Origin of the sequence: Leptolyngbya sp. CCNP1308, assembly GCF_034932455.1 — a bacterium.
GTDB lineage: Bacteria > Cyanobacteriota > Cyanobacteriia > Phormidesmidales > Phormidesmidaceae > Nodosilinea.
In genome coordinates, this window is record NZ_JAYGIH010000072.1 from 449,565 (window position 1) to 473,772 (window position 24,208).

General features: G+C 57.8%; 23 protein-coding genes and 1 tRNA gene. 15 read left to right on the forward strand and 9 right to left on the reverse strand.

The window, feature by feature from the left end; translation table 11 throughout:
• Positions 1-226 precede the first annotated feature (226 nt).
• The 6 genes from VB780_RS16440 to VB780_RS16465 all read left to right on the forward strand — a co-directional run bounded on the left by VB780_RS16440 (position 227) and on the right by VB780_RS16465 (position 6,120).
• Positions 227-1,024, forward strand: a complete 798-nt coding sequence (locus VB780_RS16440) for a response regulator (RefSeq protein ID WP_323352249.1) — start codon at positions 227-229, stop codon at positions 1,022-1,024.
• Between the two features lie 291 nt (positions 1,025-1,315).
• Positions 1,316-2,887, forward strand: a complete 1,572-nt coding sequence (locus VB780_RS16445) for an ABC transporter substrate-binding protein (RefSeq protein ID WP_416349241.1) — start codon at positions 1,316-1,318, stop codon at positions 2,885-2,887.
• Positions 2,888-2,982: 95 nt separating this feature from the next.
• Positions 2,983-3,822 carry a nitrate ABC transporter permease gene (gene ntrB / locus VB780_RS16450; RefSeq protein WP_323352251.1) on the forward strand — a complete coding sequence of 280 codons (840 nt, stop codon included), beginning with the start codon at positions 2,983-2,985 and terminating at the stop codon, positions 3,820-3,822.
• Between the two features lie 11 nt (positions 3,823-3,833).
• On the forward strand, positions 3,834-4,715 hold the full coding sequence (locus tag VB780_RS16455) for an ABC transporter ATP-binding protein (protein ID WP_323352252.1): 882 nt from the start codon (positions 3,834-3,836) through the stop codon (positions 4,713-4,715).
• A gap of 245 nt (positions 4,716-4,960) precedes the next feature.
• Complete coding sequence (cynS, locus tag VB780_RS16460) at positions 4,961-5,404, forward strand: cyanase (RefSeq protein WP_323352253.1); 444 nt, start codon at positions 4,961-4,963, stop codon at positions 5,402-5,404.
• Positions 5,405-5,652: 248 nt separating this feature from the next.
• Positions 5,653-6,120: a nuclear transport factor 2 family protein gene (locus VB780_RS16465; protein WP_323352254.1), complete on the forward strand. Its 468-nt coding sequence runs from the start codon at positions 5,653-5,655 to the stop codon at positions 6,118-6,120.
• A gap of 27 nt (positions 6,121-6,147) precedes the next feature.
• On the opposite strand, the gene VB780_RS16470 is transcribed toward VB780_RS16465, so the two are convergent.
• The 5 genes from VB780_RS16470 to VB780_RS16490 form a co-directional block, all read right to left on the reverse strand.
• Positions 6,148-7,083 (reverse strand): c-type heme family protein, encoded by a 936-nt coding sequence (locus VB780_RS16470; protein WP_323352255.1) that lies wholly within the window; start codon positions 7,081-7,083, stop codon positions 6,148-6,150.
• A 284-nt stretch (positions 7,084-7,367) separates the two neighbouring features.
• Positions 7,368-8,468, reverse strand: a complete 1,101-nt coding sequence (locus VB780_RS16475) for a hypothetical protein (protein ID WP_323352256.1) — start codon at positions 8,466-8,468, stop codon at positions 7,368-7,370.
• A gap of 178 nt (positions 8,469-8,646) precedes the next feature.
• Positions 8,647-9,339 (reverse strand): Uma2 family endonuclease, encoded by a 693-nt coding sequence (locus VB780_RS16480; protein WP_323352257.1) that lies wholly within the window; start codon positions 9,337-9,339, stop codon positions 8,647-8,649.
• 127 nt (positions 9,340-9,466) lie between these two features.
• A complete protein-coding gene (locus VB780_RS16485; RefSeq protein ID WP_323352258.1) occupies positions 9,467-9,754 on the reverse strand; it encodes a DUF4090 family protein in 288 nt (95 codons plus the stop codon).
• Between the two features lie 89 nt (positions 9,755-9,843).
• A complete protein-coding gene (locus VB780_RS16490; protein WP_323352259.1) occupies positions 9,844-10,551 on the reverse strand; it encodes a GntR family transcriptional regulator in 708 nt (235 codons plus the stop codon).
• A 244-nt stretch (positions 10,552-10,795) separates the two neighbouring features.
• On the opposite strand from VB780_RS16490, the gene VB780_RS16495 reads away from it, so the two are divergent.
• The 3 genes from VB780_RS16495 to truB all read left to right on the forward strand — a co-directional run bounded on the left by VB780_RS16495 (position 10,796) and on the right by truB (position 14,217).
• Complete coding sequence (locus tag VB780_RS16495) at positions 10,796-12,529, forward strand: DUF4347 domain-containing protein (protein ID WP_323352260.1); 1,734 nt, start codon at positions 10,796-10,798, stop codon at positions 12,527-12,529.
• A 68-nt stretch (positions 12,530-12,597) separates the two neighbouring features.
• On the forward strand, positions 12,598-13,254 hold the full coding sequence (gene msrA, locus VB780_RS16500) for a peptide-methionine (S)-S-oxide reductase MsrA (RefSeq protein WP_323352261.1): 657 nt from the start codon (positions 12,598-12,600) through the stop codon (positions 13,252-13,254).
• A gap of 75 nt (positions 13,255-13,329) precedes the next feature.
• Positions 13,330-14,217, forward strand: coding sequence for a tRNA pseudouridine(55) synthase TruB (truB, locus tag VB780_RS16505; RefSeq protein ID WP_323352262.1), 888 nt, complete (start codon positions 13,330-13,332; stop codon positions 14,215-14,217).
• A 178-nt stretch (positions 14,218-14,395) separates the two neighbouring features.
• On the opposite strand, the gene VB780_RS16510 is transcribed toward truB, so the two are convergent.
• On the reverse strand, positions 14,396-15,874 hold the full coding sequence (locus VB780_RS16510; RefSeq protein ID WP_323352263.1) for an alpha-amylase: 1,479 nt from the start codon (positions 15,872-15,874) through the stop codon (positions 14,396-14,398).
• A gap of 310 nt (positions 15,875-16,184) precedes the next feature.
• Between VB780_RS16510 and VB780_RS16515 the strand changes: the two genes are divergently transcribed.
• Positions 16,185-16,787 carry an SMI1/KNR4 family protein gene (locus VB780_RS16515; protein WP_323352264.1) on the forward strand — a complete coding sequence of 201 codons (603 nt, stop codon included), beginning with the start codon at positions 16,185-16,187 and terminating at the stop codon, positions 16,785-16,787.
• Between the two features lie 243 nt (positions 16,788-17,030).
• Here the strand turns inward: VB780_RS16515 and VB780_RS16520 are convergent, their stop codons facing one another.
• The 3 genes from VB780_RS16520 to rmuC form a co-directional block, all read right to left on the reverse strand.
• Positions 17,031-17,243, reverse strand: a complete 213-nt coding sequence (locus VB780_RS16520) for a type II toxin-antitoxin system HicB family antitoxin (protein ID WP_323352265.1) — start codon at positions 17,241-17,243, stop codon at positions 17,031-17,033.
• 1 nt (position 17,244) lies between these two features.
• Entirely contained in the window at positions 17,245-17,493 is a 249-nt protein-coding gene (locus VB780_RS16525; protein ID WP_323352266.1) for a type II toxin-antitoxin system HicA family toxin, read from the reverse strand.
• Between the two features lie 148 nt (positions 17,494-17,641).
• Positions 17,642-19,159 carry a DNA recombination protein RmuC gene (gene rmuC, locus VB780_RS16530; protein ID WP_323352267.1) on the reverse strand — a complete coding sequence of 506 codons (1,518 nt, stop codon included), beginning with the start codon at positions 19,157-19,159 and terminating at the stop codon, positions 17,642-17,644.
• A gap of 150 nt (positions 19,160-19,309) precedes the next feature.
• Here rmuC and VB780_RS16535 point away from each other — a divergent pair, with 150 nt between their 5' ends.
• The 5 genes from VB780_RS16535 to VB780_RS16555 all read left to right on the forward strand — a co-directional run bounded on the left by VB780_RS16535 (position 19,310) and on the right by VB780_RS16555 (position 24,113).
• Positions 19,310-19,798 carry a GNAT family N-acetyltransferase gene (locus VB780_RS16535; protein ID WP_323352268.1) on the forward strand — a complete coding sequence of 163 codons (489 nt, stop codon included), beginning with the start codon at positions 19,310-19,312 and terminating at the stop codon, positions 19,796-19,798.
• Between the two features lie 208 nt (positions 19,799-20,006).
• Positions 20,007-21,365 (forward strand): N-acetylmuramoyl-L-alanine amidase, encoded by a 1,359-nt coding sequence (locus VB780_RS16540; protein ID WP_323352269.1) that lies wholly within the window; start codon positions 20,007-20,009, stop codon positions 21,363-21,365.
• 160 nt (positions 21,366-21,525) lie between these two features.
• Positions 21,526-22,743 (forward strand): SpoIID/LytB domain-containing protein, encoded by a 1,218-nt coding sequence (locus VB780_RS16545; RefSeq protein ID WP_323352270.1) that lies wholly within the window; start codon positions 21,526-21,528, stop codon positions 22,741-22,743.
• 59 nt (positions 22,744-22,802) lie between these two features.
• Positions 22,803-22,876: transfer RNA gene (locus VB780_RS16550), tRNA-Val, on the forward strand.
• A 142-nt stretch (positions 22,877-23,018) separates the two neighbouring features.
• Positions 23,019-24,113, forward strand: coding sequence for a tyrosine-type recombinase/integrase (locus VB780_RS16555; RefSeq protein WP_323352271.1), 1,095 nt, complete (start codon positions 23,019-23,021; stop codon positions 24,111-24,113).
• The last annotated feature ends 95 nt before the right edge of the window (positions 24,114-24,208 follow it).

Genomic DNA, 24,208 nt, shown 5'->3' on the forward strand with positions numbered 1-24,208 from the left:
TAACCGCCAAGTGCAGCATTTTGACTGACATCACCCTAGATCATTGTCTTTTTTGAGTCCCTAATTGTGCTGGAGTCGTATTCATTGTTTAAGGCTGAAATTTTGTTTTCTGCATTTTAGAGAAACCTGGCAATCCTCACAGTCATAACAGGTAGTTAACACGATAGATAGCTAAATTCTGCGCAAAGCTGATTTGATTTCTGCTGGTATACGGGTTAACAGTGTTGTGAAGACCATTCTCATCATTGAAGACGAAGCCCAAACGCGGAATATTTTTCTTAAATGTTTGGAGTTTGAAGGGTTTTGTGCCGTGGGGGCCAGCGATGGCACCACCGGAGTCGCCCTGGCCCAGCAGCACACCCCCGACCTGGTGGTGTGCGACATTATGATGCCCGACATGGATGGCTACTCGGTGCTCTCGGCTCTGCGCAAGGCGCGGCAGACGGCGCTGATTCCTCTGATCTTTCTCACCGCCAAGGTGGCAATGCATGACCTGCGCCGGGGCATGGAGCTGGGGGCCGACGACTACCTAACCAAACCCTGTACTGTCGAGCAGTTTTTAGCAGCTATTAACAGCCGCCTGCAACGCCAGGAGCAGCTTTTAGAGCTTTACGCCGAGGCCGGGAGCCAGCCCCACGTCCCATTGGCGGCTCCTCTGACGAACTCTCTGCCGAACAGTATTTTTCCCGCCGACCCCAAACTGGCCAGCGTCTTTCGCTTTATCGAAGCTCACTACCGCCAGCCCATCAGCCTCAGCGATGTGGCCCAGGAGGCGGGCTACTCCCCCGCCTACCTGACCAACCTGGTGCAGTCGCACACCGGGCGCACCGTCAAGCAGTGGATTATTGAGCGGCGCATGGCTGAAGCCAAAACGCTGCTGGCCACCACCGCCAACCCCATTCGCCAAATTGCTGAAGCTTCAGGCTATAGCGATGCGGGTTACTTTACTCGGCAATTTCGTCAGGTTCACGGCGTTTCTCCCCAAGCATGGAGACAGCGATCTGTAGCCGAATTAACAAATTAGCGATCAATTTTAGGATTAAAAATAACTTCAAAAGAAAGTCCTATGATGTCCAAAACTTGATCCAGTGCAATTTTTATTTGAGCTTGGTAGTTTATTAAGTAACTTGATCTAGCCCGTGTTTGCGATCGCAGCGACGGTGGAATTTAAATTATTTCATCCTGCGCGGTGCTGGGTTTTCAGGCTGATTAGGGAAAGGTTTTTGTCGCGTTCAACTATCCATTTATGGTCATTTCAGTAGTAGCAAAATCGCTCAACGACTGGGGCAGTTTGAGTTGCACATCTCCCTCCCTGATGTTGCCCGGTCGCCCCTGTCGAGACTGTGGCACCGTGCACTTTACGGGCGATCACTCACGGTTTATGGAAACCATGCCCCAGGATCCGGTCGATATGGTCGATGACCTGGTGAAAATGGGGGTCTACAAGCAGAACCAGCTGCGCGCCGCCGACACCGTCAACACCTACGAGCTGCGCAAGGCGCTGTTTTTGAAGCGAGTAGGCCGCAACGACCCCAAGCGCGAGAAGCTGATTCTGGCGCTGTGCGAACAGGCGGGCGGCCTAGAAAATGCCTTTGCGGCGGCCTTTGGCCCCCAGGCCGGGCTGTTTTTTGCCGACTCGGTGCGCAACAGCGGCGCTACCCGCCGCGAGTTTCTCAAAAATATGGCGCTGGGGGCGGCCCTGGTCACCCTGGCGAGCTGTGCGGGCGGCAGTGAGGAGCCGGTGGCCGAAGAAACCGCTGCCCCCATCGACACCAGCAACCTAGAGAAAACCGACATTCAGGTGGGCTTCATTCCCATTACCTGCGCCACGCCGATCATCATGTCGGAGCCGCTGGGCTTTTACGAGAAGTATGGCTTTAACGCCTCGGTGGTGAAGATGCCGAGCTGGGGTGCGGTGCGCGATTCTGCGATCGCAGGCGAACTCGACGCCTACCACATGCTGGCCCCGATGCCCATCGCCATGACCCTCGGCTTAGGGTCTACGGCCTTTGGCGTCAAGCTGGCCAGCATTGAAAACATCAATGGCCAGGCGATTACCGTCGCTCAGCGCCACCTGGGCAACGTCAACGGCCCAGAAGACTTCAAGGGCTTTGTGATTGGGGTGCCCTTCCCCTACTCGATGCACAACCTGCTGCTGCGCTACTACCTGGCCTCCGGTGGATTGGATCCTGACGTAGATGTGCAGATTCGCCCCGTGCCGCCCCCAGACAGCATTGCCCAGCTGATCGCAGGCGACATCGACGCCATGCTGATGCCCGACCCGTTCAACCAGCGGGCGGTGTACGAAGAGGCCGGGTTCATTCACCTGCTGACCAAAGACCTGTGGGATGGCCACCCCTGCTGCGCCTTCACCGCCAGCGATGACTGGATTACCGCCAACCCCAACTCCTTCCGATCGCTGAATAAGGCCATCATCGAGGCGGCGGCCTATGCCCAAGACCCGGCCAACCGACCTGAAATTGCCTCCGCCATTTCCGATCGCGCCTTTTTGAACCAGCCCGTCGAGGTGGTCGAAGCGGTGCTTACCGGCAACTTTGACGATGGCCAGGGCAACACCCTCTCGGTGCCCGATCGCATTGGCTTTGACCCCTACCCCTGGCAGAGCTTCGCCAAGTGGATTTCTTCGCAGCTCGTACGCTGGGATCTCATGGGAGAAGGCAACACCCCTGAAACCGTGAGCAACAGCGATATCGACCAGGTCGGCCAAGAGGTCTTCTTAACTGACCTGGCCCGCGAGCTGGCCCTAGAGCTGGGCGAGCAGCCCCCCTTTGAGACCGATCGCCCTGAAACCCTGGCCTTCGACAACTTTGACCCGACCGCGTCGGCAGACTACGTCAAAGGTCAAGTTGACCAATTTGGTAAATAAGACCCTAGCGATCCAGACTAGCTCTGCCTTTGCCTGAGAGGTAGTCTGGGTCGCTGAATATTCGCAGTCGGCGCAGTTTTTAGGAGGTATTGATTATGGCGGCAAGTCACAGCACGCCTGGGTTGATCTTAGCGGAGCGGCAGACCCCGTTTTGGCAAAACGAAAATGTGAGGGCGTTCGCGCTGTTTATGCTTTCCCTCGGCATTTTTCTGCTGTTTTGGGAAATTGGGGCCAAGTCGGGCTGGTTTGTGAAGGGGGTGCCCACCGCCACTGAAACCATCAGAGAGTTTTGGTGGTGGGTGACTAACCCCTTCTTTGACAACGGCCCCAACGACCTGGGTATCGGCTGGAATTTGCTAATCAGCCTGCGGCGGGTGGCAATTGGCTATGTTGCGGCCTCACTGGTGGCGGTGCCCCTGGGCATTTTGATCGGCATTTCGCCCGTGGCGTTTAAGGCGTTTAACCCCTATATTCAGCTGCTCAAGCCCATTTCGCCCCTGGCCTGGCTGCCCCTGGGTCTCTATCTGCTGCGCGATTCTGAAAAGACCGGCATTTTCATCATTTTTATCTCCAGCATTTGGCCGACGCTGATCAACACCACCTTTGGGGTGGCCAACGTCAACCAAGAGTACCTGGATGTTTCGAAAACGCTGGGGGCTTCTCGCCTGCGCACGATCTGGAAGGTGATTATTCCGGCGGCGCTGCCCAATATTGTGTCGGGCCTGCGGATCAGCATGGGCATTGCCTGGCTGGTGATTGTGGCGGCGGAGATGCTGCTGGGCACGGGCCTGGGCTATTTCATCTGGAACGAGTGGAACAACCTGTCAATTCCGAATATTTTGGTGGCCATTTTCATCATTGGGTTGACTGGGCTGGTGCTCGATAGTCTGTTTGCTGCCCTCGAAAAATTTGTTGCCTTTGGTCGAAACTCATGAGTACTGTCCCCATGAATACCCCTGTAAATACGATAGATCCGGTAGACATGCGATCGCAGACGGCTCAGCTGTCGATTCGCAATGTGGCCAAGGTTTTCCCCGGCAAAAAAGACCTGTTTAGCAAGCTGACCGGCAAAACCCGCCGCGATTTCCTGGCTATTCAAGACATCAACCTTGACATTGAGCCCAATACCTTTGTGTCGATTATCGGCCCCTCGGGCTGCGGCAAATCGACCCTGCTGAATATGATTGCTGGCCTCAGCTCCATCACCAGCGGCGAGATTTTGCTCAACGGTGCCCCGATCACCGGGCCGGGGCCAGACCGGGGCATGGTCTTTCAAAACTACGCCCTGATGCCCTGGATGACGGTGGAGGAAAACCTGCGGTTTGCCGTGGAAACGGTAGATCCAAAGATTTCAGCGAAGAAGCGCGATCGCATCATCAAAGAGCACATCCAGCTGGTCGGCCTCACCGGGGCCGAGCGCAAACACCCCCACGAATTATCGGGCGGCATGCGCCAGCGGGTCGGCATTGCTCGGGCTCTGGCCATCAACCCCCAAATGCTGCTGATGGATGAGCCCTTCGGTGCCCTCGACGCCCTCACTCGGGGCTTCTTGCAGGACGAAATCGAGCGCATCTGGGAACAGCAGCGCAAGACCGTGATCATGATTACCCACAGCATTGAAGAGGCGCTGCTGCTGAGCGATCGCATCGTGATGATGACCCGTGGCCCCGCCGCCCGCGTCGATGAAATTCTGGAGGTGCCCTTCCCTCGGCCCCGCGATCGCGACACCATCCAGCAGCACCCCGCCTACCAGGGTCTCAAAGCTGAGATGGAGAGCCACCTGTTCCGCGAAACCCGAGCGGTAGAAGCAGAGCGGGTGGGGAAGTAGGGGAGTAAAGGGGTGGATGGGTAGAGGGTGGATGGGTAAATCTCCAACAACCCGTAGGGTGGGCACTGCCCACCATTCCACCGTGCCTTCGCCCAGGTCAAACCGGCCCCCAATGACCTTGGCCACTTTCCCATTCATCGAAGCGCGCAGGGATATCAGTTAACCGCGAAGGATATAGGTGGGCATTGCCCACCCTACCGGCATCTTTCTATTTGAGTAAATGACGTAATTAAGAGGATCCAACCATGACCATTTCCCCCATTACCGAAAAGCTGCTGGCCGCCAAGAAAGCGGCTGGCCTCAGCTTTGCCGACCTCGAAGCCAAAACCGGCTGCGACGAAGTGTGGATCGCCTCCGTCTTCTACCGCCAGGCCAGCGCCTCGGTCGAAGAAGCCACCAAACTGGTGGAGATTCTCGGTGCCGACACTGCGCTTATCGAAGCCATGACCGACTTCCCCGTCAAAGGTGGCCTTGACCCCGTCATCCCCACTGACCCGCTAATTTACCGCTTCTACGAGATCATGCAGGTCTATGGCATGCCCATGAAAGCGGTGATCCACGAAAAGTTCGGCGACGGCATCATGAGCGCCATCGACTTCACCCTGGATGTCGAGAAGGAAGAAGATCCGAAGGGCGATCGCGTCAAGGTGATCATGAACGGCAAATTCCTGCCCTACAAAAAGTGGTGATGTCAATTTGCAATTTTGGATTTGCGATTTTGGCTAGGACAGCTCCGCGATCGCAATCCTTACGCGGCAGCGATTTTTAGCCAGCAAGTCACCCAATTGGCATGACATTTCTTTCCCTGTCCTGACTCACAATCTCCGTAGGCTGTTGGCCAAGGCTGACAGCCTTTCCTACGCCCTAATGGATTGGTCGCATCCCCTCTCGCGGCCAATCCAAAACCCAAAATCACCAATCCAAAATCGATACTCCTATGCCCACGCCCATCGTGCCGCCGTTTACAAAAGAGACTGCGATCGCCAAAGCCCGTATGGCCGAAGACGCCTGGAACAGCCGCGACCCCGATCGCGTCGCCCTGGCCTACACCGAAGACAGCCACTGGCGCAACCGGGCCGAAATCTTCCAGGGTCGCGACGCCATCCGAGAATTTTTGCGCCGCAAGTGGGATAAAGAACTCGACTACCGCCTGATCAAAGAAGTGTGGGCCTTTGGCGACCACCGCATCTCGGTGCGCTTTCAGTACGAATGGCACGACGACGGCGGCCAGTGGTACCGCGCCTACGGCAACGAAAACTGGGAATTCGACGAAAATGGCCTGATGCGCCGCCGCGAAGCTAGCATCAACGATCGCCCCATTGCCATCGACGAACGCCGCTTTTTCTGGTCTGCCCCTGGCCCCCGCCCCCAAGACCACCCTGGGCTGATTGACTCGCCTGTTTAGCAGGTAGCTGAGTTATCTATAGCGCCCCTATTTGCCCGAAAAATCTCCCGAATTGCGTCGCCCTTCGCGGTAGCGCTCTAGGCGCTGCATGGCCATTTGCAGACTCATTTGCATGCGGTTAAAGGCGTCAGCTAACTTGCCCACCTCGTCGTTAGAATCTTGGCTAAACTCTGCCACTGGGTCGCCCATGCTGGCGGCCTCAGCGGCCATCGCCATGCGATTGAGGGGACGCACCACGTAGCGCTTGAGCCAGAGATTCACCAGCACGATCGCCAGCGAAAACGCAATTACAAAAATGCCAAGAATCAGCACCAGCGACTGACGCGCACTCTTCAGCACCTTTTCAGCGGGCACCGAGATCATCTGCGCCCCAACAATTTCATCCAGCTGCCAGCCAAAGCCGTTGTTGGCACCATAGCGCTCAATCATGCTGGCGGGGGCGGCGGCGGGAGTGCTGTGGCATTCTAGGCAGCTCGCTTTGGTAATTTTAATTGGGCGAGCAATGTAGTAGAGATCCCCCGCTGGAGTTTGCCGAAATCCACTGGTCTGTTGGGCAGTACTCTGCTGCTTAAACTGACCCACCAACTCGGCCTCAAAGCCATCGGCTTTATCCCTTAAATTGGTGGGGTTGAGGGTGGCTTCTTTATAGAAAAAATCGGCATAGATAGGGTTGCCGCGAAAGGTTTCAAACACTTCTCGTGCCGAATAGGCGGGCACAGTTTCGGGTAGAAATTCGGTATTTAGCCGCTCGACCAGTTCTGGGTTGACCTGGTTTGTGGTGTAGTCTCGCACTGAGTTCATGGTTTCCATGAGCATCAGTGCGTTGGTGGTGAGCTGGGCCTGGGCGCTCTGATTTAAAACCGAAGATAGGGCAATGCTGCTGGCAATAATGCCCCCCAAAAATACGAGCAGTAGCAGCAGGGTAAATTTTTGGCCGAGTTGCAGGTTATTGAGCTTCAGCATGGAATGGCGTGGGTGGAGAGTTCCGTCATCAAATACACTTGCACCCGGCCTGCTTCCGGAGATGCCGACGGTTTTGCAAAGAAGGGCAATACTCTATGCCCAAACCCGCTGTCTTCGGAGCAGATGCTGCTGATTGTAGGGTGAAGGCGGCTACACCCATGGCGATCGGTAACAGTTCCTCACCTGGGAGAAGTGAGTTGAGGGGTGCCCGTGGCCCTACCCTTAATTCTCCCTGCTGAACCATTACAAACCAGGCATGTCTAGGAACGGAGTAGACAGCGCCCCTACTTGAGTTGGGCCAGTTTTTGGTTAGCAGATCGAAGCATTTCGCTAGCCCGAGCGTGGCTGGTGGTGTTGGGCTGCACTTTTTCGAGATCGTTAATGATGTCTTGCAGCAGGCTGGCAATCTGGTTGCGATCCATACCCTCCAAGTTTTGGGCCAGCATGCGGGTGCTTTTCTCGGTGGCGCTGTCGAGGGCTCGGGCAGAGGCTTCTTCTTGGGCGGCTTTTTCTCGAATAATGCCGAGATTGGCCTGGTACTCGGCCAGCAAAATTTGGGCTTGACCATAGCCAGGGTCTTGAACGGGGATGTCGTTGAGGCGGGCGATCGCCGTTTCCCACAGCTCTGCCGCTCGCTCCCAGGTGGCGGCAGGGTGGGGTGGGTTTTGCCCGGCGATCGCCGCCTGATAGGCAAAGGCTTTGGCAGCATCGACGAGGGTATTGGAGCGATCGCCTCCCGCTACATTCCCCGTCACCTGCTCGTAGTCGCGCTCGTAGGCCTCCAGCTTGGTGTCCGACTGCCGCCCAGCCAGGGTTTCGGGCGGAATCTCATTCAGCTTATCCATACCGCGCTGCCAGGTGGTCAGGGCGGTAGCGCGATCGGCCCCAGATGCGGCGGTTTGAAAGGCCTGCTGAGCGCCCTCAACGGCTAAGGTGCCTTCTTGCAGCAGGTTTTGGGCGTTGCGCTCCTGAAACACCGCCGCTTCCATGCGGCCAATTTCGGCGCGGACGGTCTCGAATTCATCTAGGGTGAACTGCCACCTACAGCCTATGAACCCGCAGTAGGCCTTGGGATAGTAGCCCAAAAACCAAACCGGCAGCCCGTCTAAATGCTCTTGGGCCTGGGTGACTTTTTCTTCGCCCAGCTCGATGTCGCTAGCGGAGGTGGCCTGATTGACGAGCTGGTCGGCCTGAGCTACTAGGGACACTGCCTGCCGGTAGTCGTGATCCATCTTGATATAGCTGGGCAGCAAAATTAGGGGAGCCGTCTTAGCTACGGGCCAGCGAATCATGGGGTAGGGCAGGTTGAGCACCCAGGTCACCCCGGCCAGCCCCGCCACGGTAACTACTGCGGAGCCAAAGCATCCCAATGTTCTAGCAACCATAGCGTTGTGTTGTATCGAGCAGAAACGTACTGGTTTAGTCTTCCCAAGACTATGCAGGTTAAGTGCAGGTGCGGCCTGGGCTGTCGCACCACAGAGTTCTTCACCACGGCAGGTTGCCAAAGGTTGTGTCGGCCTGTGATCGTCGTATCAGTGATTGATTCAGGCTGAGCCCGATATCTCAGCCAATCAGATCGTCTGGGTTAATGCCGCGATCGCGCAGTCTTGCCTTCAGCTCTTCCAACTCTCGTTCTGCCGCCGCTGCCCGCTGTTCGGCCTGCTGTCGCAGCAGGGTTTCTTGTCTCAAAGCTGCCGCCAGTTCGTCAGGAATGAGTAACTTCTCACCCGTATCCTGCCGGTAGAAGGCGATTAGCCCCCCGTCAACCTCCAAACGCAGACCCAGGGGTTCGCTACAGCTGTCCCTAATTGGCTCATAGATCTCGTCTCGCAGGCGATAGCCCTTGAGCTGCTCAGCAATCCACTCGCCCTTGAGGTCAAAGAGCCAGTATTCCTGCACCCCCAGCCCTTCGTAGAGGGTCTTTTTTTCAACTTCGTCCTGCCGTCGAGTGCCAGCGGAGGTCATCTCAAAAATTACCGCTGGAACCTGGCCCTCTTCCCAAATTTTGTAGTTGTCGCGCCCGCCGGGTTCGACCTCAAAAATTACCATGACATCGGGGGCCACCCGCAGTTTGGGGAAGCCCTGGGCATAGTACAAAAACTGGTTGCCCAGCACCGTGGCTTGTCGCCCAGCGACGTACTGACGCAGTGCCTCTAGCGTAATGAGCAGGGCGTAGAGATGGGTATAGGTTTCGGCCACGGGTTCACCGTCGGAGCTGGGATAGGTGAGGGTGGCCTGGGGCCAGAGGGCGGTCATGGTTGCCTCCGTGGACAAGCGCTTACTGTGTAGGATAGCCCGTTGCGCCAACCTTCCCCGGCCGCCGCCGCAACCAAAACGGCGGCGGCCTACTCCATCGCCCAGGCCCTGCGAATCGATCTGGGACTTACTTACCGCCGTAGAAGTAGGCGATCTCTTTGTCTTTGAGGGGCGCGAAGTCGGCGGCTTGCAGCATGGCGTTGAGGTCATCGACGGCAAAGTGCTTGGCCCCAATGCGCACAATGCGCGATCGCATCGAGTTTGACACGCCGCTGCGCTGCCGCCCGGCTTCCTTGGCCATCACGGTGTGGTAGAGGTCGAGCTTGGCGGCGGGAATCGGGGTGCCGTCGAGGTCAATGCCCTGGGCGATCGCGGCATCTACGGCATCGGCCCCGGTGGTGGGAGTCTGAGACATGGTGGCGTTTCCTGCTGAGGTGAGTAGTCTCAAAATCCTACCAGAGAGCGATCCCCGCCTCGGTTGGGGGCTGGGGGATGAGCCAACCGCTATGGCTTGGCGACGACGACGGGCTGGCTGCCCTCAATTTCTTTGACGACGCGGGTTTTGCTGGCGCGCAGGTGGCGGGTAATCGCAGACACGGCGATGTCGGGGTCGCGGGTGAGAATGGCCTCGTAGATCTGGCGGTGCTCCAGGCGAATGTCGAGCACGTTGGGGTTCTGCTGAAGGGTTTGGATGCGCAGCAGGGCCATGGCGTCAAACAGCGAATCCAACAGTGACACCAGCCGACGATTGCCCGAGCTTTCGGCAATTAGGTGGTGAAACTGGTAGTCAACATCGAGCAGGCTCTCAGCGGAGAGACTGCCGTGGCTGTTGGCGGTGGCCCCTTCGGCCTTGGTGACGCAGGCGGCGATCGCCCCGAGCTGCTCGTCGGTGGCGTAGGTGCAGGCCCCGGCCACCGCCAGCGCCTCTAGGGCCAGGCGGCAGTCGTAGAGTTCTTCGGCATCGGCGGCGGTAATGGTGGTGACCCGCAGCCCGCCGCTGACATCGGCGGTGACCAGGCCGTCTTGCTGGAGCTGGCGCAGCGCCTCCCGCAGGGGGGTGCGGCTGACCTGGAGCCACTCGGCTAGCTGGGTTTCAACTAGGCGATCGCCGGGGGATAGGGCACCGGTCAAAATGGCCGATCGCACCGCGCAGTAAACCTGCTCGTAGAGAGACTTGCTGCGGTTGATGGTAGGGGGAGACGATAAAATCACAGGGGGCTTAACCTCTGGAGCAAGGGGAATACTGGCCCAACAGACTGCCATAACGCGCGGTGCGGCTACGACGGCAATACTTCCTAATCATACAAATTTGGTCAGTAATGGGGGCTGAAAAAGTTCTCAAGGTGCAGAAATGCCGTATTAAACCGGCAATAACTAAAGAATTGCTCAACTTAACCGGTTCGGGGCGATCGCAGACTAGTATTTTTACCGTTGGGGATAGTTTTCTCCTGAATTTATGGCTAAGCAGGGGCAGGGGACGGCAATCAAAGGGAGCAAACGCCTGGGAGCCTGGGGTCTGGTGCTGGCACTGGTCGCATCGCTACTGTGGCCGATTGCGCCAGCCGACGCGGTTGGTCTACCGGAAGTCGTCGCGATCGATCAGACGCTGCTGGATGGGGGTGGGGAGGCTGAGTGGCGATCGCACCTGGCCCCCCATCAACACCTGGTGATTGTCGATGGCCACCAGGGTCTAGCTCCAATCACCCGGGCTCTAGCCGAGTACCATCCCGCTGCCCTGCACCTGGTGAGTCACGGATTCCCCGGCCACATTGTTTTAGGCGATGCCGATCTCAGCGCAACAAGTTTAGACGCCTACCGTCAAGATCTGGTTCAATGGCGAGCGGCGCTGCCTGCTGGAGCTGACCTCCTCCTCTACGGCTGCGAGGTCGGCCAGGGAGGCCTGGGGCAAGCCTTTCTGCAAACCCTGCATCACCTTACCGGAGCGGATATTGCCGCTTCTACAACCCCTAGCGGCAACTCCGACCAGGGGGGCGACTGGCGATTAGAAACTGCGCTTGGCCCCGTGGAAACCCCCGTGCCTTGGCAATCTGCTCCCATCGCTGGGGTGCTGAAGCAAATCACCGTCACCTCCACCGCCGACAGCGGCCCCGGCACCCTGCGCGAGGCCTTAGAAATAGCGAACCAAACCCCCGAAGACGACCTGATTTCCCTCGAAACCGTCAGCGGCACCATTGCGTTGGAGAGCACCCTGCCCGCCATTCGCACTGGCCTGTTTTTGGTGGGCGACGGCGACGACATTCTCAGCGGTCAGCAGGCCCACCGGGTGCTGGTGGTGGAGTTGGGGGATGTCACCCTGCGCGACCTGACGGTGGCCGATGGCCTCGCCGCTGGCGATGACGGGCTAGCCGGAGCCGGGGGTAGCGCTGGCCTGGGGGGCGGCCTGCTGATCGACGGTGGCAAGGTCACCCTGACCAACCTGCGCTTTGTGGACAACCAGGCGATCGGAGGCAGTGGCACCCTACGCCAGGAGCCCGAAAACACCGCTATTCGCCTCGAAAAGCAGAAATATACGCTGAATCGAGGGGCGATCGCCGGAGTTAACGGCATCGGCATCCACCAGGCCGACGGGGTTCCCACCTCCCCCAAGGGTCTCACCATCGACACTGTAGACGATCGCTTCCACGCCAACCGGGGGGCGATGGCGGGCATTAACGGCATTGGCGTCGGTGGCATTGGCACTATTGCCTTTGCGGGCGGCGGCGGTTTTGGTGGCCTGGGCAACGCGGGCAACGGCGGCAACGGTGGCAACGGCGGGGCCGAAGGGGGCAACGGCGGCAACGGGGGCGACGGCGGCAATGGCGGTATCGGCATGTTTGGCGGCAGCGGCCCGGCGGGCGACCTGGGCACCATGGGGGTGGCCACCTTTAGCGGCGGCGGCGGGCTCGGCGGGGCCATCTTTCTCAAGGCGGGGCGGCTGATTTTGCACAACACGGTGTTTGAGGGCAATGGCGCGATCGCAGGCGACGGTGCTCACCCTGGCCAAGGCAAAGGCGGCGCAATCTTTGTGCCGGGCGAACTCGCTGCTAGCAACCCGCAGGTTTCCCCCCAGGTGCGGGCGCTGGGGCAACCGCCCACCTTTATTGACAACTACGCCGCCGATGCGGCCGATTCTGCCACCGACAACCCCGACTGGTATGGGGTGATTAGCCTCAGCACCGGGGGCGGCTAATGCCTTCAGGAGAATCTCAGTCCATTGTCGTAAGCTAATAATTGAGATCAACCGTAACGAGCATAACCATGCAAATTGTGCGCAGGCTGCTACTGGGCCTACTGCTACTAGCCACCCTAGGGCTGATTTGGGATGCCCTTCCCTTCTACGCCACCGCCGACTCGATGCCCGAGGCTACGGCAGTAGACGACCCCAACCTAGCCACCGCCACCTTTGCTGGGGGGTGCTTTTGGTGCATGGAAGGCCCCTTTGACAAGCTAGACGGCGTCATCTCGACAACCTCAGGCTACACTGGCGGCACCAAGGTTGACCCCACCTACTACGAGGTCTCTGCCGGAGGCACAGGCCACGTGGAGGCCGTGCAGGTGGTCTATGACCCAACCAAAGTCAGCTATGAAACGCTGCTCCAAGTCTTTTGGAAGAACGTCGATCCGTTGGATAACCGGGGCCAGTTCTGCGACAAGGGTAGCCAGTACCAGGCCAAAATCTTTGCCCACGGCGACGATCAGCAGGTCTTAGCAGAGCAGTCTAAGCAAGCGCTGAGCCGCCAGGCAAAATTTCAGAAAACTCCCATCGTCACCGCCATTGAGCCCGCCCAAACCTTCTACCCTGCCGAAGACTATCACCAGGACTATTACCTTAAGCACCCGCTGCGCTATAAGTATTACCGCACGGCCTGCGGGCGCGACCAGCGGTTGGCAGAGGTTTGGGGGAGTGGGGAATAGAAGAGCAGGGAGGGGATGTGCTGATAACCTTTGCCCCGCCAAAATCCAAAATCTAAAACACACCCACCGACTACCGTGCAGGGATTTTTGAACTTCTACAAGCCCCAGGGCATGAGTTCCCACGACTGCGTGGGGGCGGTGCGGCGGCTAACAGCCATCAAAAAAGTGGGCCACGGGGGAACCTTGGATCCCTTGGCTGAGGGCGTGCTGCCCATTGCCGTGGGCCGGGCCACCCGCCTGCTGCCCTACCTGCCCGAGGGCAAGGCCTATCGGGCAGTGATTCGTTTTGGCCTCACCACTACTACCGACGATTTGGAAGGCGAAATTTTGACCCAGCAAGCTGCCGATCGCTTGACGGTGGCGGATATTGCAGCTTGTCTACCCGAGTTCGAAGGGACAATTGACCAGGTGCCCCCAGCCTTTAGCGCCATTCAGGTGCAGGGGCAGCGCCTCTACGATTTGGCCCGCAAGGGACGGGTCGTAACGCCGCCCTCGCGCGTTGTGACGATCCACAACCTCACGGTGCAACACTGGCAGCCGGGGGAGCAGCCGGAGCTAACACTCGATGTAGACTGCGGGCCTGGCACCTACATTCGCTCGATCGCGCGGGATTTGGGCGATCGCCTCGGCACCGGAGCCACCCTGGCCCACCTCACCCGCACCCGCAGCGGCGGCTTTGACGCAGCCCACAGCCTGACGCTGGACGATGTGACGGATTTGGTAGAGAAGCAGGCGCTGGAGCTAGTGGAGCCGGCAGTGGCGTTGGGGCATTTACCGGCGATCGCCCTGCCCGCCGAGCTAGCCCTGCGCTGGCAGCAGGGGCAAAAGTTTCCGCCCACCATGGTGATACCGCCGCAGACTCCTTACCGAGTGCTCAACGAGTCTAGTGGCGAATTTCTCGGCATCGGCCAACTCGAAGAACGAGATGAAGGGCCGATCCTCAAAGCCAAAATGGTGCTTTAGGCCAGGGCAAGTCCCAATCTGTGGGTCGGTGGCGTAGGCTATGCATCCCCCGCTTCGCTGCCCCCTTAAAAAGGGGCTATAAGTACCCCAGCTCATTGCCCGTCTTTTCTAAGGGATCGTAGGGATCGCCTCCCAACCTTTTGCCCCCCTTTTTAAGGGGGTTTGGGGGGATCATCCTCTACTCCTTCGGCACCCACACTGATACAGACCCCGCCTCACAGCGAAACTCAGCCCAACCCTCGTCATTGGTGGTGACGGGTTCGCTGACGTGCTCGGTGATGTCGTAGTAGGTGCGGTTGGGATGGCCCACCTCCATCCACTTGCTGCCATCGTCGCCGTTGGTCAGCACCACGGCCATACCGCCGGGGTTTTCGTCGTTGCCGAGCCGAGTCCAGCCAATGGTGCTGGGGTGGTCGAAATAGTCATACTGGTCGCCAAAGGCGTAGGTGCGGCGCACGTGTAAAAACTTGTCGATTAGCCACTTGTGGCTGTCGAGCCAGATTTCGTATTCGCCACCATCGTTGCCGTTGTCTTTATAGTGCGCCCCATAGTAGTCGGCGTAGAAAATGCAGGGGTAGCCATCCTGGCGCAGCAGAATCAGCGCGTAGGCCAGGGGCTTAAACCAGGGTTCGACCACCGATTCCAGCGATTGCAGAGGCTGCGAGTCGTGGTTGTCAACCAGGGTGACGGCGAGGGCGGGCTGCTCTTTGACCAGGGTGTTGTCGAAAATCGTGGTGAGGTCGTAGTCGTCCCCGGCTTTGCTGGCCTCGCTGAAGTTGTAGTGCAGCGGTGCATCAAACAGGTGCACGTCGCCGTCGGTGACTTCAATAAAGTGGTGCAGCGCCTCAATTTCGTAGGACCAATACTCGCCCACCGCAAACAGCCTGCGTCCCGCCTCCTTTCGACAGTGCTGAAGCCACTGGGGAAAGAAGCCCGCCCGCACGTGCTTCACCGCGTCAAAGCGAAAGCCATCGACCTGGGTGGTGTCGGTATACCACGAGCCCCACGCCTTGAGGGCATCGCGCACCTCGTCCGATTCCATATCGAGGTCGCAGCCCATTAGGTAGTCAAACGCGCCTTTTTCGAGGTCAACGTTTTCGTCAAACGACTTGCCTTCGAAGAGGTAAACCGCGTCGTAGTCGGGGTCGTTTTCGTCGTAGTCAACGGCATCAAAATGCCACCAGTGCCATTCCATATCGGAATATTTGCCTTGGCGACCGGGGAATTTGAAGTGCGTCCACACTTTGACCGTGCGATTTTCGCCAATTTGCTCATGGCGGTTGTCGTGGCTCATGGGGGTAGCCATAACTTCCTCTGCCTCGTCGCCGCCCATCATATGGTTAAACACCACGTCACCATAGACCCGAATACCCGCTTCTTTCGCGATTTTGATAGCTTGAAGGTATTCTTCTTTGGTGCCGTACTTGGTACGAACGCTGCCTTTTTGGTCAAATTCACCTAGATCGTACAGATCGTAGACGCTGTAGCCTACGTCGTAGCCGCCAGCGTTGCCCTTGTAGGCGGGGGGGAGCCAAACGGAGGTGATGCCAGCTTCTGCCAGGTCTTTGGCGTTTTTGGCAAGCTCGTTCCACAGGTTGCCGTCGGGGTCAATGTACCAATGAAAATACTGCATCATCACGCCGTTAGGCTCTGACATACCCGTAGCATCCTTTTGGAAAATAATAGTGGCTTCGGAATTATGGCAGGTTGATTCAGATTTTTCGGTCTACCTTACGGCATATTTCGAAGGAAATGGAGGAACGTCGGGCCTGCCGAGGGTGATGTTGAGATGGCTATGATGCTAACTTTTGAGTTCTGGAATCGGGCGCCCCAGAAATTGTATTGTCTCAATTCACTCGCGGATTATGACTTCGAAGTTAGCGACTGGCAATTACTTAGGAGAAGTAACAGTCATAACTTTCGTGTGGGGAGCATAGCAGATAACAGCGAATGCAATGGTGCCAATTATGAAAAATGAAAGTATTGATAAATGGGTTTCTCTGCTATCTGAAGTAGAGATATTACGGAGTTCAATCGCCCAAGATGAACCTGCCTTCACAATAAACTCTGAAGACGACGATATTATTGCTTGCGAAGCCAGGCTAGGAATTAAATTCTCGGAAGATTACAAGGCATTTTGCAAAACTTTTGGCCAAGGTCGCTTTGGAGCTGGATGGATTTTTGTATATGCCCCCAACAAAAACACAATGGATAATCAAATCGCCGATCAGGGGGATGTATTCTATGCTTTTGAAGGCTATCTACATTATGGAGGCAACGCTAAATTTGTGTCTACCCTCAACGAGAGCTACTTTTTTGGTGCCTTGCAAGGCGTGATTTTCATATTTGGTAAAGATACTCTTAAAGAGGAAGGTTTACATTCCCGTATCTACGCTATCGATGAAGAGGGAGAGATATACGATTTCGGGAAAGATCTTTTCGACTTCGTAAAAAATTGCTGTCTTGATAAGGGAATAGAAAGGAGGTTTCCCGGTCTCTTAGTTCACATGGTTCCTATTGATAGGACGATTGATCAACTTGTAGCGCCTACATTTACCCCTCTAAAGTGAGCATGATGGGTACCACCCACCACCCAGTCTTTACATTCCTACACCCAACCGCTTCCCTACTAAATTGTGTCTCCTCAGAACCACCGAAAAAACGTTGCCAGGGCAGTCGAAACAGCACCGAAGAGGGTGTAAGGCGACAATAATTGAGTTATGCCAGGGCTAGGAGAGTCAGATTTAGAGTTCCGTCTGGTTGCTGAAGGGAATTGTGGCAGTGCCCACCCTACAATTACGATTGAAGTGATTTCAGGCAAACAAAAGACGGCCTTTGGGTTCTGGAGTCGGGCGACCCAGAGATTGTGCAGTCTCAATCCATTCGTGAATTACGATCTCGACATTGGCGACAGCTTCCTGATAGGTTTCGCCATCGGCAGCACACCCCGGCAGCTCAGGAACCTCAACCACAAAAGACTGATCGTCTTCGCTCCAGTAGATAATCAGTTCGTACTTAATCGGCATATTACTCTCCCAGCTTGTATCTCAAAATTATCGTTCTAACTTGCTTAACCTGATAGGCTTTGGCTTTACCTTGCTTTGGTTGCAAGTTCAAGATCTCTTCAATGCCTTCCTTCGAGAATATATGGTGACTGCCTCGTATGCGTTCCTCAAATCCTAAAGCAGCAAGTAACTGACATAGCTGCACAAATGAAATATTGGCATCCGATGTTCCCCGCAAAATTTTGACTAACAGCTTGTCTTGCTGACTCATCCTTTTGCCCTTGCTCCCTTCTAACACATTCACCATACCTTCCGGAAAGCCGTTGATGGGTTAACCAGATCAGTGACAGCTTGGTCAACTACCTAACAAAACGGTTCTCCCGATTGAATTTGTTTGCGCGTGCGATTCTTCAGCAACGCTATTCTTCTGAGGGTTCACCGTCAAGGCGGCGGGGGATGCGATCGCACCCCTCCAGCGTTTCAATCGGTTCTCCTCCCGCGGCCCCTAGCTCTTTGAACTTGCGGGTCGTCACCAGCACCCGGCTCTCCAAACAGCCCGCCGTCTGGTTAAAGGCTTTCACCGAGGCATCGAGCCCCCGCCGCAGCTTGACCATGTGGTTGGTGAGAATGGCCATGCGATCGTAGAGTTCGCGGCCCAGCGCACTAATCGCCTGGGCATTTTCGGCCATCTTTTCGTGCCGCCAGCCGTAGGCGATCGCCTTTAGCAGCGCAATCAGCGTGGTCGGCGTCGCCAAAATTACGCTCTGGCTGACGCCGTACTCAATCAATTGTGGATCGTGCTCTAACGCCGCGCTAAAGAAAGTTTCACCGGGCAAAAACAGCACTGCAAACTCGGGGGAATTGTCGAATTGATCCCAGTAGGCCTTGGCTCCGAGCTGGGTGAGGTGGGTGCGCACCTGGCGGGCGTGGGCTTGCAGGCGATCGCGCCGAGTCACCTCATCCGGTGCCTCTAGCGACTCCAAGTAGCCTTGCAGCGGCGCTTTTGAATCGACAATAATCTGCCGCCCGTTGGGCAGCTTGATCACCATATCGGGCCGCAGCCGCCCACCTTCCGCCTCCACCGACGGCTGCTCCACAAAGTCGCAGTATTCGAGCATGCCCGCCATCTCCACCACCCGGCGCAGCTGCATTTCGCCCCAGCGGCCCCGCACCTGGGGGGCCCGCAGCGCTTTCACCAGGTTGGCGGTCTCGCCCTGGAGCTGGTTTTGGCTAAGGGCCAGCGATTTGACCTGCTCGGTGAGGCTGGCGTAGGCCGAGACGCGATCGCGCTCCAGCGATTGCAGCTTGGTATCTACCTTATCCAACGCATCTTTTAGCGGGCTGACTAGGGAATCGATCGCCTGCTGACGTAGATTCAGGCTGCCTTCGGCCTGGGTCTGAAAGCTCGACAGTGTGGCCTGGGCCAGTTCTAAAAACGACTGGTTGTTGCGTTGCAGCGCATCCGCCGAGAGTGCCTGGAAGGTGTGGGCCAGCCGCTGCTGAGCCTGGTCGAGCAGGGCGACTTTTTCCTGGGTGGCGGTGTGGGCGTGGGTGAGCTGGGTTTGCAATTCCGCTAGCTTGGCCCGCAGCAAGGAATTTTCTTGCTGGGTGTGGGCCAGGTGGGTAGCGCGATCGCTCAGCATTTTCTCCAGCTCCCCCAGCCGCCCCATCTGGGCCTCGGCGGTGGCACGGCGGGCTGCTTCATCGCGCAGCTCGTGACGGCTGTAGTCGAGCTGACCCTGCATGTCCCGCTGGCTAGCCCGCAGCTCTTCGATCTGCTGGTCTTGGTGGCGCAACCGCTCGATCAGGCTGGCGCGATCGCCCGCCATCTCGGCCCTGGTGCGCTCTCGCACCGTTTGCAGACGGCTGGCAAACAGCAGCGCCGCAATGCCCGCCCCCAGCACCAGTCCTAAAATAACGGCGATCGCCACTGGCATCCCCTTTCTCCTAAACTAGACCCCGCCACACCGATCTCAGCTAATTGGAATTTGGAATGCTGAGGTACACGTATACTACACGCAGACCACCCCTGCCGCCCCTCTCTCCACTACCCCACCCGCCCAAAATTTAAAATCCAAAACTCCCCCATGCCTACTCCCTCTCTCGAAATCCGCCCCGCTACCCCCGCCGATGTGCCCGTCCTGATAGCGCTAATCAAAGCCCTGGCCGATTACGAAAAGCTGGCCCACGAGGTCACGGGCAAGCCTGAAGACTTAGAGCAGGCGTTGTTTGGCGATCGCCCCTATGCCGAAGCCCTGCTCGCCTGGGTAGACGGTCAGCCAGTGGGCATGGCCCTGTTCTTCCACAATTTCTCCACCTTTTTAATGCAGCCCGGTATTTACCTGGAAGACCTGTTTGTGTACCCCGACTACCGAGGCCAGGGCATCGGCAAAGCCCTGCTGGTGCATTTGGGCAAGCTGGCCCTAGCGCGCGGCTGCGGTCGCCTGGAGTGGAGCGTGCTCGATTGGAACACCCCTGCAATCGAGTTTTACCAGCGCATGGGCGCTGAGATTAAGCCCGAGTGGCAGACCTGTCGGGTGACGGGGGAGGCGCTGGCGGCGTTTGGGGAAATGTAGGGGGGATAGGGAGGGTGAGGGAGATAGGGGTGATGGGGTGATGGGGTAATGGGGGACAAAAGCTGTCCTCTTCCTCACCTTCCTCATCTCCCTCACCTTTTTTATCTCCCTCACTTTCCTCATCTCCCTCACCTTCTCCACCCATCCCCTCCACTTCCCCATTTCATAGGTATGATTCTGGCCAGAGCGTCTAAGAATTCGGTTCTATATGGCACAGATTTTTATCTCGGCGGGCCACGGCGGTTTTGAAGATGGGGTGGTAGACCCCGGTGCTGTGCTGCCCAACACCACTGAAGCGGCGGAGATGATTCAGATTCGCGATTTGGTGGTGGCTGAGCTCAGGTCGCGCCAACTCGCGGTGCTGTCTGTGCCCGACGACCTCAGCGCCGCTGCAACCCTGGGGTGGATCAACGCCCGCTGTCGTCCTGAGGATGTGGCCCTCGAAATTCACGCTGGGGTCTTCAGCGACCCGGCGGTGCGGGGCTCGGCGGTGTTTTACATTGCTAAGAACGACACGCGCCGTACCCATGCCGAGATTGTGCTGCTGGCTCTGCTGCGCCGCATTCCCCAGGTGCCCAGCCGGGGCGTCAAGCCCGACACCGAGTCGCCGACCGGGATGCTGCCCTTTTGCCGCAACCTGGGTTGCCCCTCGCTGCTGATGGAGGTGGGCTACCTGAGCAACCCTCAAGATTTGGCCGTGATTCAGCGGCAGCGGCGTGATGTAGCCCTGGGCATTGCTGACGGTCTGGCCTCCTGGAGCCGAGCGGTGGGCAGCGGCACCCCTGTCGCCCCCGGAGACAACCTGCCCGAAATACGCATCAACCTCAACGGCGGCATTTATCCAGAAACCGGCATCATCGTCAACGGCAATGCCTATGTGCCCATCGACATTGCCGACCTGCTGGGGGTAGACGCGACCAGCTCTCCCAACATCACCCGCATTCGCTACGCCAATGTGGTCTACATCAAGGCGGTGGATCTGCAAAACTACAACGTGACGGTGACCTGGGATGCGCCGAGTCGCACAATTCGGCTGCGATCGCGCACAGGTGCCCAGTTCTGCCCTGGCTCGATGGATCGCATCATGGGCATCGGCAGCACGTCGGATACGCAGTTGACCCTGTTTTTGCAAAGCGTCAACCCAGGGGCCGTCAACACCTACCGCGACCTGCCCAAGCTCTACCGCGAAGAGGCGGCGATCGAAGGGGTCAACCACGACATTGCCTTCTGTCAAATGCTGGTCGAAACCAACTCCCTCAACTTTGGCGGCAGCATCAACCCGGCCCAAAACAACTTTGGCGGCATCGGCTCCCCCACGGGCGGCCCAGAGGGGTCGTCGTTCCCCAGCGCGCGCGTGGGGGTGCGAGCGCAAATTCAGCACCTCAAGGCCTACGGCAGCCTCGACCCCCTGGTCCAGCGCCAGGTCGATCCCCGCTTTCTGTTTGTGGTGCGGGGAATTGCGCCCCTGGTCGATCAGCTCAGCGGCCGTTGGAGCGCCGACCCCGAGTATGGCCGCAAAATTATGGCTTTTCTGCGAAGGCTCTACGATTCGATCGTGCCGCCCTAGGCAGCCACTTTGACCGCTGGCCCTCAGTAGGCAACCTGGGTTGTACCAGAGAAGTCATAGGGATGTATTGGATCCTAATGTGCCGGGCCGGGCCATCGGTGATACCGTGAAAAGTGCTGTCCGGTACTCGCATAAGTTCTTTTACCTTCTGCCTCAACCGATGACTCAACTTCGCCAATCCCTCGTTTTTGGGCTGCTGCTCAACCGCGCCCTCGGCTTTCTCAAGCATGGTCTTAGCCTGTCGGTGGTGTGGTGGTTGGCCACGCTGCCGGCCCAGGCGTTGGTCGAGATGCGGGTGGCCGTGGGCGATCGCCTCAATCAGGCGGTGGTGGGCAGTTCTACCCCGGCGGTGGTCAAAAACGGGGCCGGTCAGGGGGTGGGCCAAATTCCCCAGGGGCGATCGGTCACGGTCACTCCCCAGGGGGGCGGGCTGAAGCTGGCCGACTGGCAGGGCCAGGCCTTTTGGGTGGAGCCGACCGGCGGCGGCTATATCTTCATCAACGACAAATGGTATCGGGGCCGGGTGCTGGTGGTGCCCATGGAGGGCAAAGTGACCGCCGTCAACTGGGTGGATCTCGAAGCCTACCTCTACGGCGTCGTGGGTGGCGAGATGCCCGCTAGCTGGCCCCAGGAGGCGCTCAAGGCCCAGGCGGTAGCGGCCCGCTCCTACGCGCTCTATCGGCGCGATCGCACCCAGGGCGACCTGTTTGACGTAGGGGGCACCACGGCCCACCAGGTCTACGGGGGGCTGGCTGCCGAAGCTCCCTCGGTGCAGGCGGCGGTCAACGCCACCCAGGGCCAGGTGCTGACCTATGGGGGCCGGGTGATTGAGGCGGTGTTCCACTCTTCCTCCGGCGGTTACACCGAAAATTCTGAAGATATTTGGCAGCGCGCGACCCCTTACCTGCGGGCGGTAGCCGACTACGACCAAGAGGCTCCAGTGTTTCAGTGGTCTGAGACCTTTTCAACCCAGCAGGTTGCCCAGCGCATCACCGGCATCGGTCGCCTCACCGGAGTTGTTACTGAGCGAGCCACACCCCAGGGGCGCATCGCCTCCATTCGGCTCCAGGGCACCCAGGGCAGCCGCACCATGACGGGCACTGAGTTTCGCCAGGCGCTAGGTCTGCGCAGCTCGCTGTGTTCTCTGACCCTGGCGGGCGATACCCTGCGGGTTGACGGGCGCGGCTACGGCCACGGCCTGGGCATGAGCCAGTGGGGGGCGCGAGGTCTAGCCAGCCGAGGCCAAAACTATCAGCAAATTTTGGCCCACTACTACCAGGGCACGGCCCTCTCTAATCTGCGAGTGGCCACCACCGCCAAGCAAGATGGGCCGCTGCTGCTAGATCCCAACGCGCTTCGGCCCGGTTTGGCTCGCTAGACTTTCGGCGGTAGAGGTTGCGATCGCGCCCAGGGATATGCTAAATTCAGCGTCTGCAAGGACGTATAGCTCAGTTGGTTAGAGCACCACGTTGACATCGTGGGGGTCACTGGTTCGAGTCCAGTTACGTCCATCCCCTGAAAAGCCTGCGTTTTAAGGCATTTAGCGATTGCTCATTAGGTGTGATCGCACCCAAGCCTGGGTATGTGCTTAACGGATCTAAACGGAACAATCAGGGTTTTAGCGCTTCAATGGGTACAGAATGGGTACCCAAAATGGCTAGAACACCTAAAGGTGAAGTTTCAATTGAGAACATAGACGGCTGGATTCGCCTGAGATGGCGGCACCAGGGGCAGCGCAAGACGATGAGCCTGGGCCTCCGCCACGACCCGGTGAATCTGGCGGTAGCGCAGCAGCGGGCTAATCAGATCCACCTGGACATCATTTCGGGCAACTATGACCCAACGTTGTCCAAGTACAAGAGCGATCGCAGCCAGCAGCTCCAGGCGATCGGGGCGGTTGACCTCTTCAAGCGGTATAGCGAGTGGAAGGTTAAACAGGTACAAATTCGTACCCTTGAAAAGTACTGGGGTCTGGTGAACTGGTTAAAAGAGTATTTTGGCGATCGCGCTGCTGAAGAAGAAGATGCCCCGGAATTTATTGCCTACCTCATGGAGAACTTGGCACCCAGAACAGCTAAAGAGCGCCTGGATCTTTTGGATTCAGCATGGCTCTGGGGTATTGAGAAGGGGCTGCTAACAGATAACCCCTGGGCAGATATGCGACTCAGAAATCCGCCCCAGCAAAAGCGTAAGGCCTTTACCAAGGATGAAGTTCAGGGCATTCTCAAGGGTTTTGCAGAGAATTATTACTACTGCCACTACACCGACTATGTGCGCTTCAAGTTGTCGACCGGATGCCGCACAGGTGAAGCCAACGGTCTACGGTGGCGACACCTAAATGAGAATTGCACCGTGGTGTGGTTCGGGGAAACCCACACCCACGGCCAGTTTAAGGACACCAAAACGGGCAAGGCTAGAGAGGTCAAACTATCGGCTTCTCTGTCTAAGTTGCTGCGATCGCGCATGCCCGCCGAGGTTGACCCAGACGCGCTGGTGTTCCCTGGTCCAGAGGGTGGACCAATGACCGAGGGCAACTTCAGCAAGCGGGCATGGAGAAAGGTGCTGGAGGCCCAGGCGGTGACTTACCGGATTCCTTACAATACCCGCCACACCTTTATCAGTCATGCCCTTGAAGCAGGGATGAGCCCCGTTGAGGTGGCCGCCATCACTGGCCACAACCTGAAAACGCTGTATGAAAACTACGCTGGGCTGATCAAAACCCACCCCACCACGCCGGAGCTGTTTTGATTTTCTTTTTTCTCAGTGCTGGGGCAGTATGGGTAAACCCCCTACACGCCCTACACAACTCATGCACTGCAAGGATTTCAGGATTTATCTAGGCC

Excerpts from the sequence above, each read along its gene's own strand:
- VB780_RS16540 (WP_323352269.1), top strand. The coding sequence starts at position 20,007 with ATGGCACAGATTTTTATCTCGGCGGGCCACGGCGGTTTTGAAGATGGG.
- VB780_RS16515 (WP_323352264.1), top strand. The coding sequence starts at position 16,185 with ATGAAAAATGAAAGTATTGATAAATGGGTTTCTCTGCTATCTGAAGTA.
- VB780_RS16445 (WP_416349241.1), top strand. The coding sequence starts at position 1,316 with ATGTTGCCCGGTCGCCCCTGTCGAGACTGTGGCACCGTGCACTTTACG.
- VB780_RS16535 (WP_323352268.1), top strand. The coding sequence starts at position 19,310 with ATGCCTACTCCCTCTCTCGAAATCCGCCCCGCTACCCCCGCCGATGTG.
- VB780_RS16555 (WP_323352271.1), top strand. The coding sequence starts at position 23,019 with ATGGCTAGAACACCTAAAGGTGAAGTTTCAATTGAGAACATAGACGGC.
- VB780_RS16545 (WP_323352270.1), top strand. The coding sequence starts at position 21,526 with ATGACTCAACTTCGCCAATCCCTCGTTTTTGGGCTGCTGCTCAACCGC.
- msrA (WP_323352261.1), top strand. The coding sequence starts at position 12,598 with ATGCAAATTGTGCGCAGGCTGCTACTGGGCCTACTGCTACTAGCCACC.
- cynS (WP_323352253.1), top strand. The coding sequence starts at position 4,961 with ATGACCATTTCCCCCATTACCGAAAAGCTGCTGGCCGCCAAGAAAGCG.
- ntrB (WP_323352251.1), top strand. The coding sequence starts at position 2,983 with ATGGCGGCAAGTCACAGCACGCCTGGGTTGATCTTAGCGGAGCGGCAG.
- rmuC (WP_323352267.1), bottom strand. The coding sequence starts at position 19,159 with ATGCCAGTGGCGATCGCCGTTATTTTAGGACTGGTGCTGGGGGCGGGC.
- VB780_RS16455 (WP_323352252.1), top strand. The coding sequence starts at position 3,834 with ATGAATACCCCTGTAAATACGATAGATCCGGTAGACATGCGATCGCAG.
- VB780_RS16520 (WP_323352265.1), bottom strand. The coding sequence starts at position 17,243 with ATGCCGATTAAGTACGAACTGATTATCTACTGGAGCGAAGACGATCAG.
- VB780_RS16485 (WP_323352258.1), bottom strand. The coding sequence starts at position 9,754 with ATGTCTCAGACTCCCACCACCGGGGCCGATGCCGTAGATGCCGCGATC.
- VB780_RS16525 (WP_323352266.1), bottom strand. The coding sequence starts at position 17,493 with ATGAGTCAGCAAGACAAGCTGTTAGTCAAAATTTTGCGGGGAACATCG.
- VB780_RS16510 (WP_323352263.1), bottom strand. The coding sequence starts at position 15,874 with ATGTCAGAGCCTAACGGCGTGATGATGCAGTATTTTCATTGGTACATT.
- VB780_RS16480 (WP_323352257.1), bottom strand. The coding sequence starts at position 9,339 with ATGACCGCCCTCTGGCCCCAGGCCACCCTCACCTATCCCAGCTCCGAC.
- VB780_RS16470 (WP_323352255.1), bottom strand. The coding sequence starts at position 7,083 with ATGCTGAAGCTCAATAACCTGCAACTCGGCCAAAAATTTACCCTGCTG.
- VB780_RS16495 (WP_323352260.1), top strand. The coding sequence starts at position 10,796 with ATGGCTAAGCAGGGGCAGGGGACGGCAATCAAAGGGAGCAAACGCCTG.
- VB780_RS16475 (WP_323352256.1), bottom strand. The coding sequence starts at position 8,468 with ATGGTTGCTAGAACATTGGGATGCTTTGGCTCCGCAGTAGTTACCGTG.
- VB780_RS16465 (WP_323352254.1), top strand. The coding sequence starts at position 5,653 with ATGCCCACGCCCATCGTGCCGCCGTTTACAAAAGAGACTGCGATCGCC.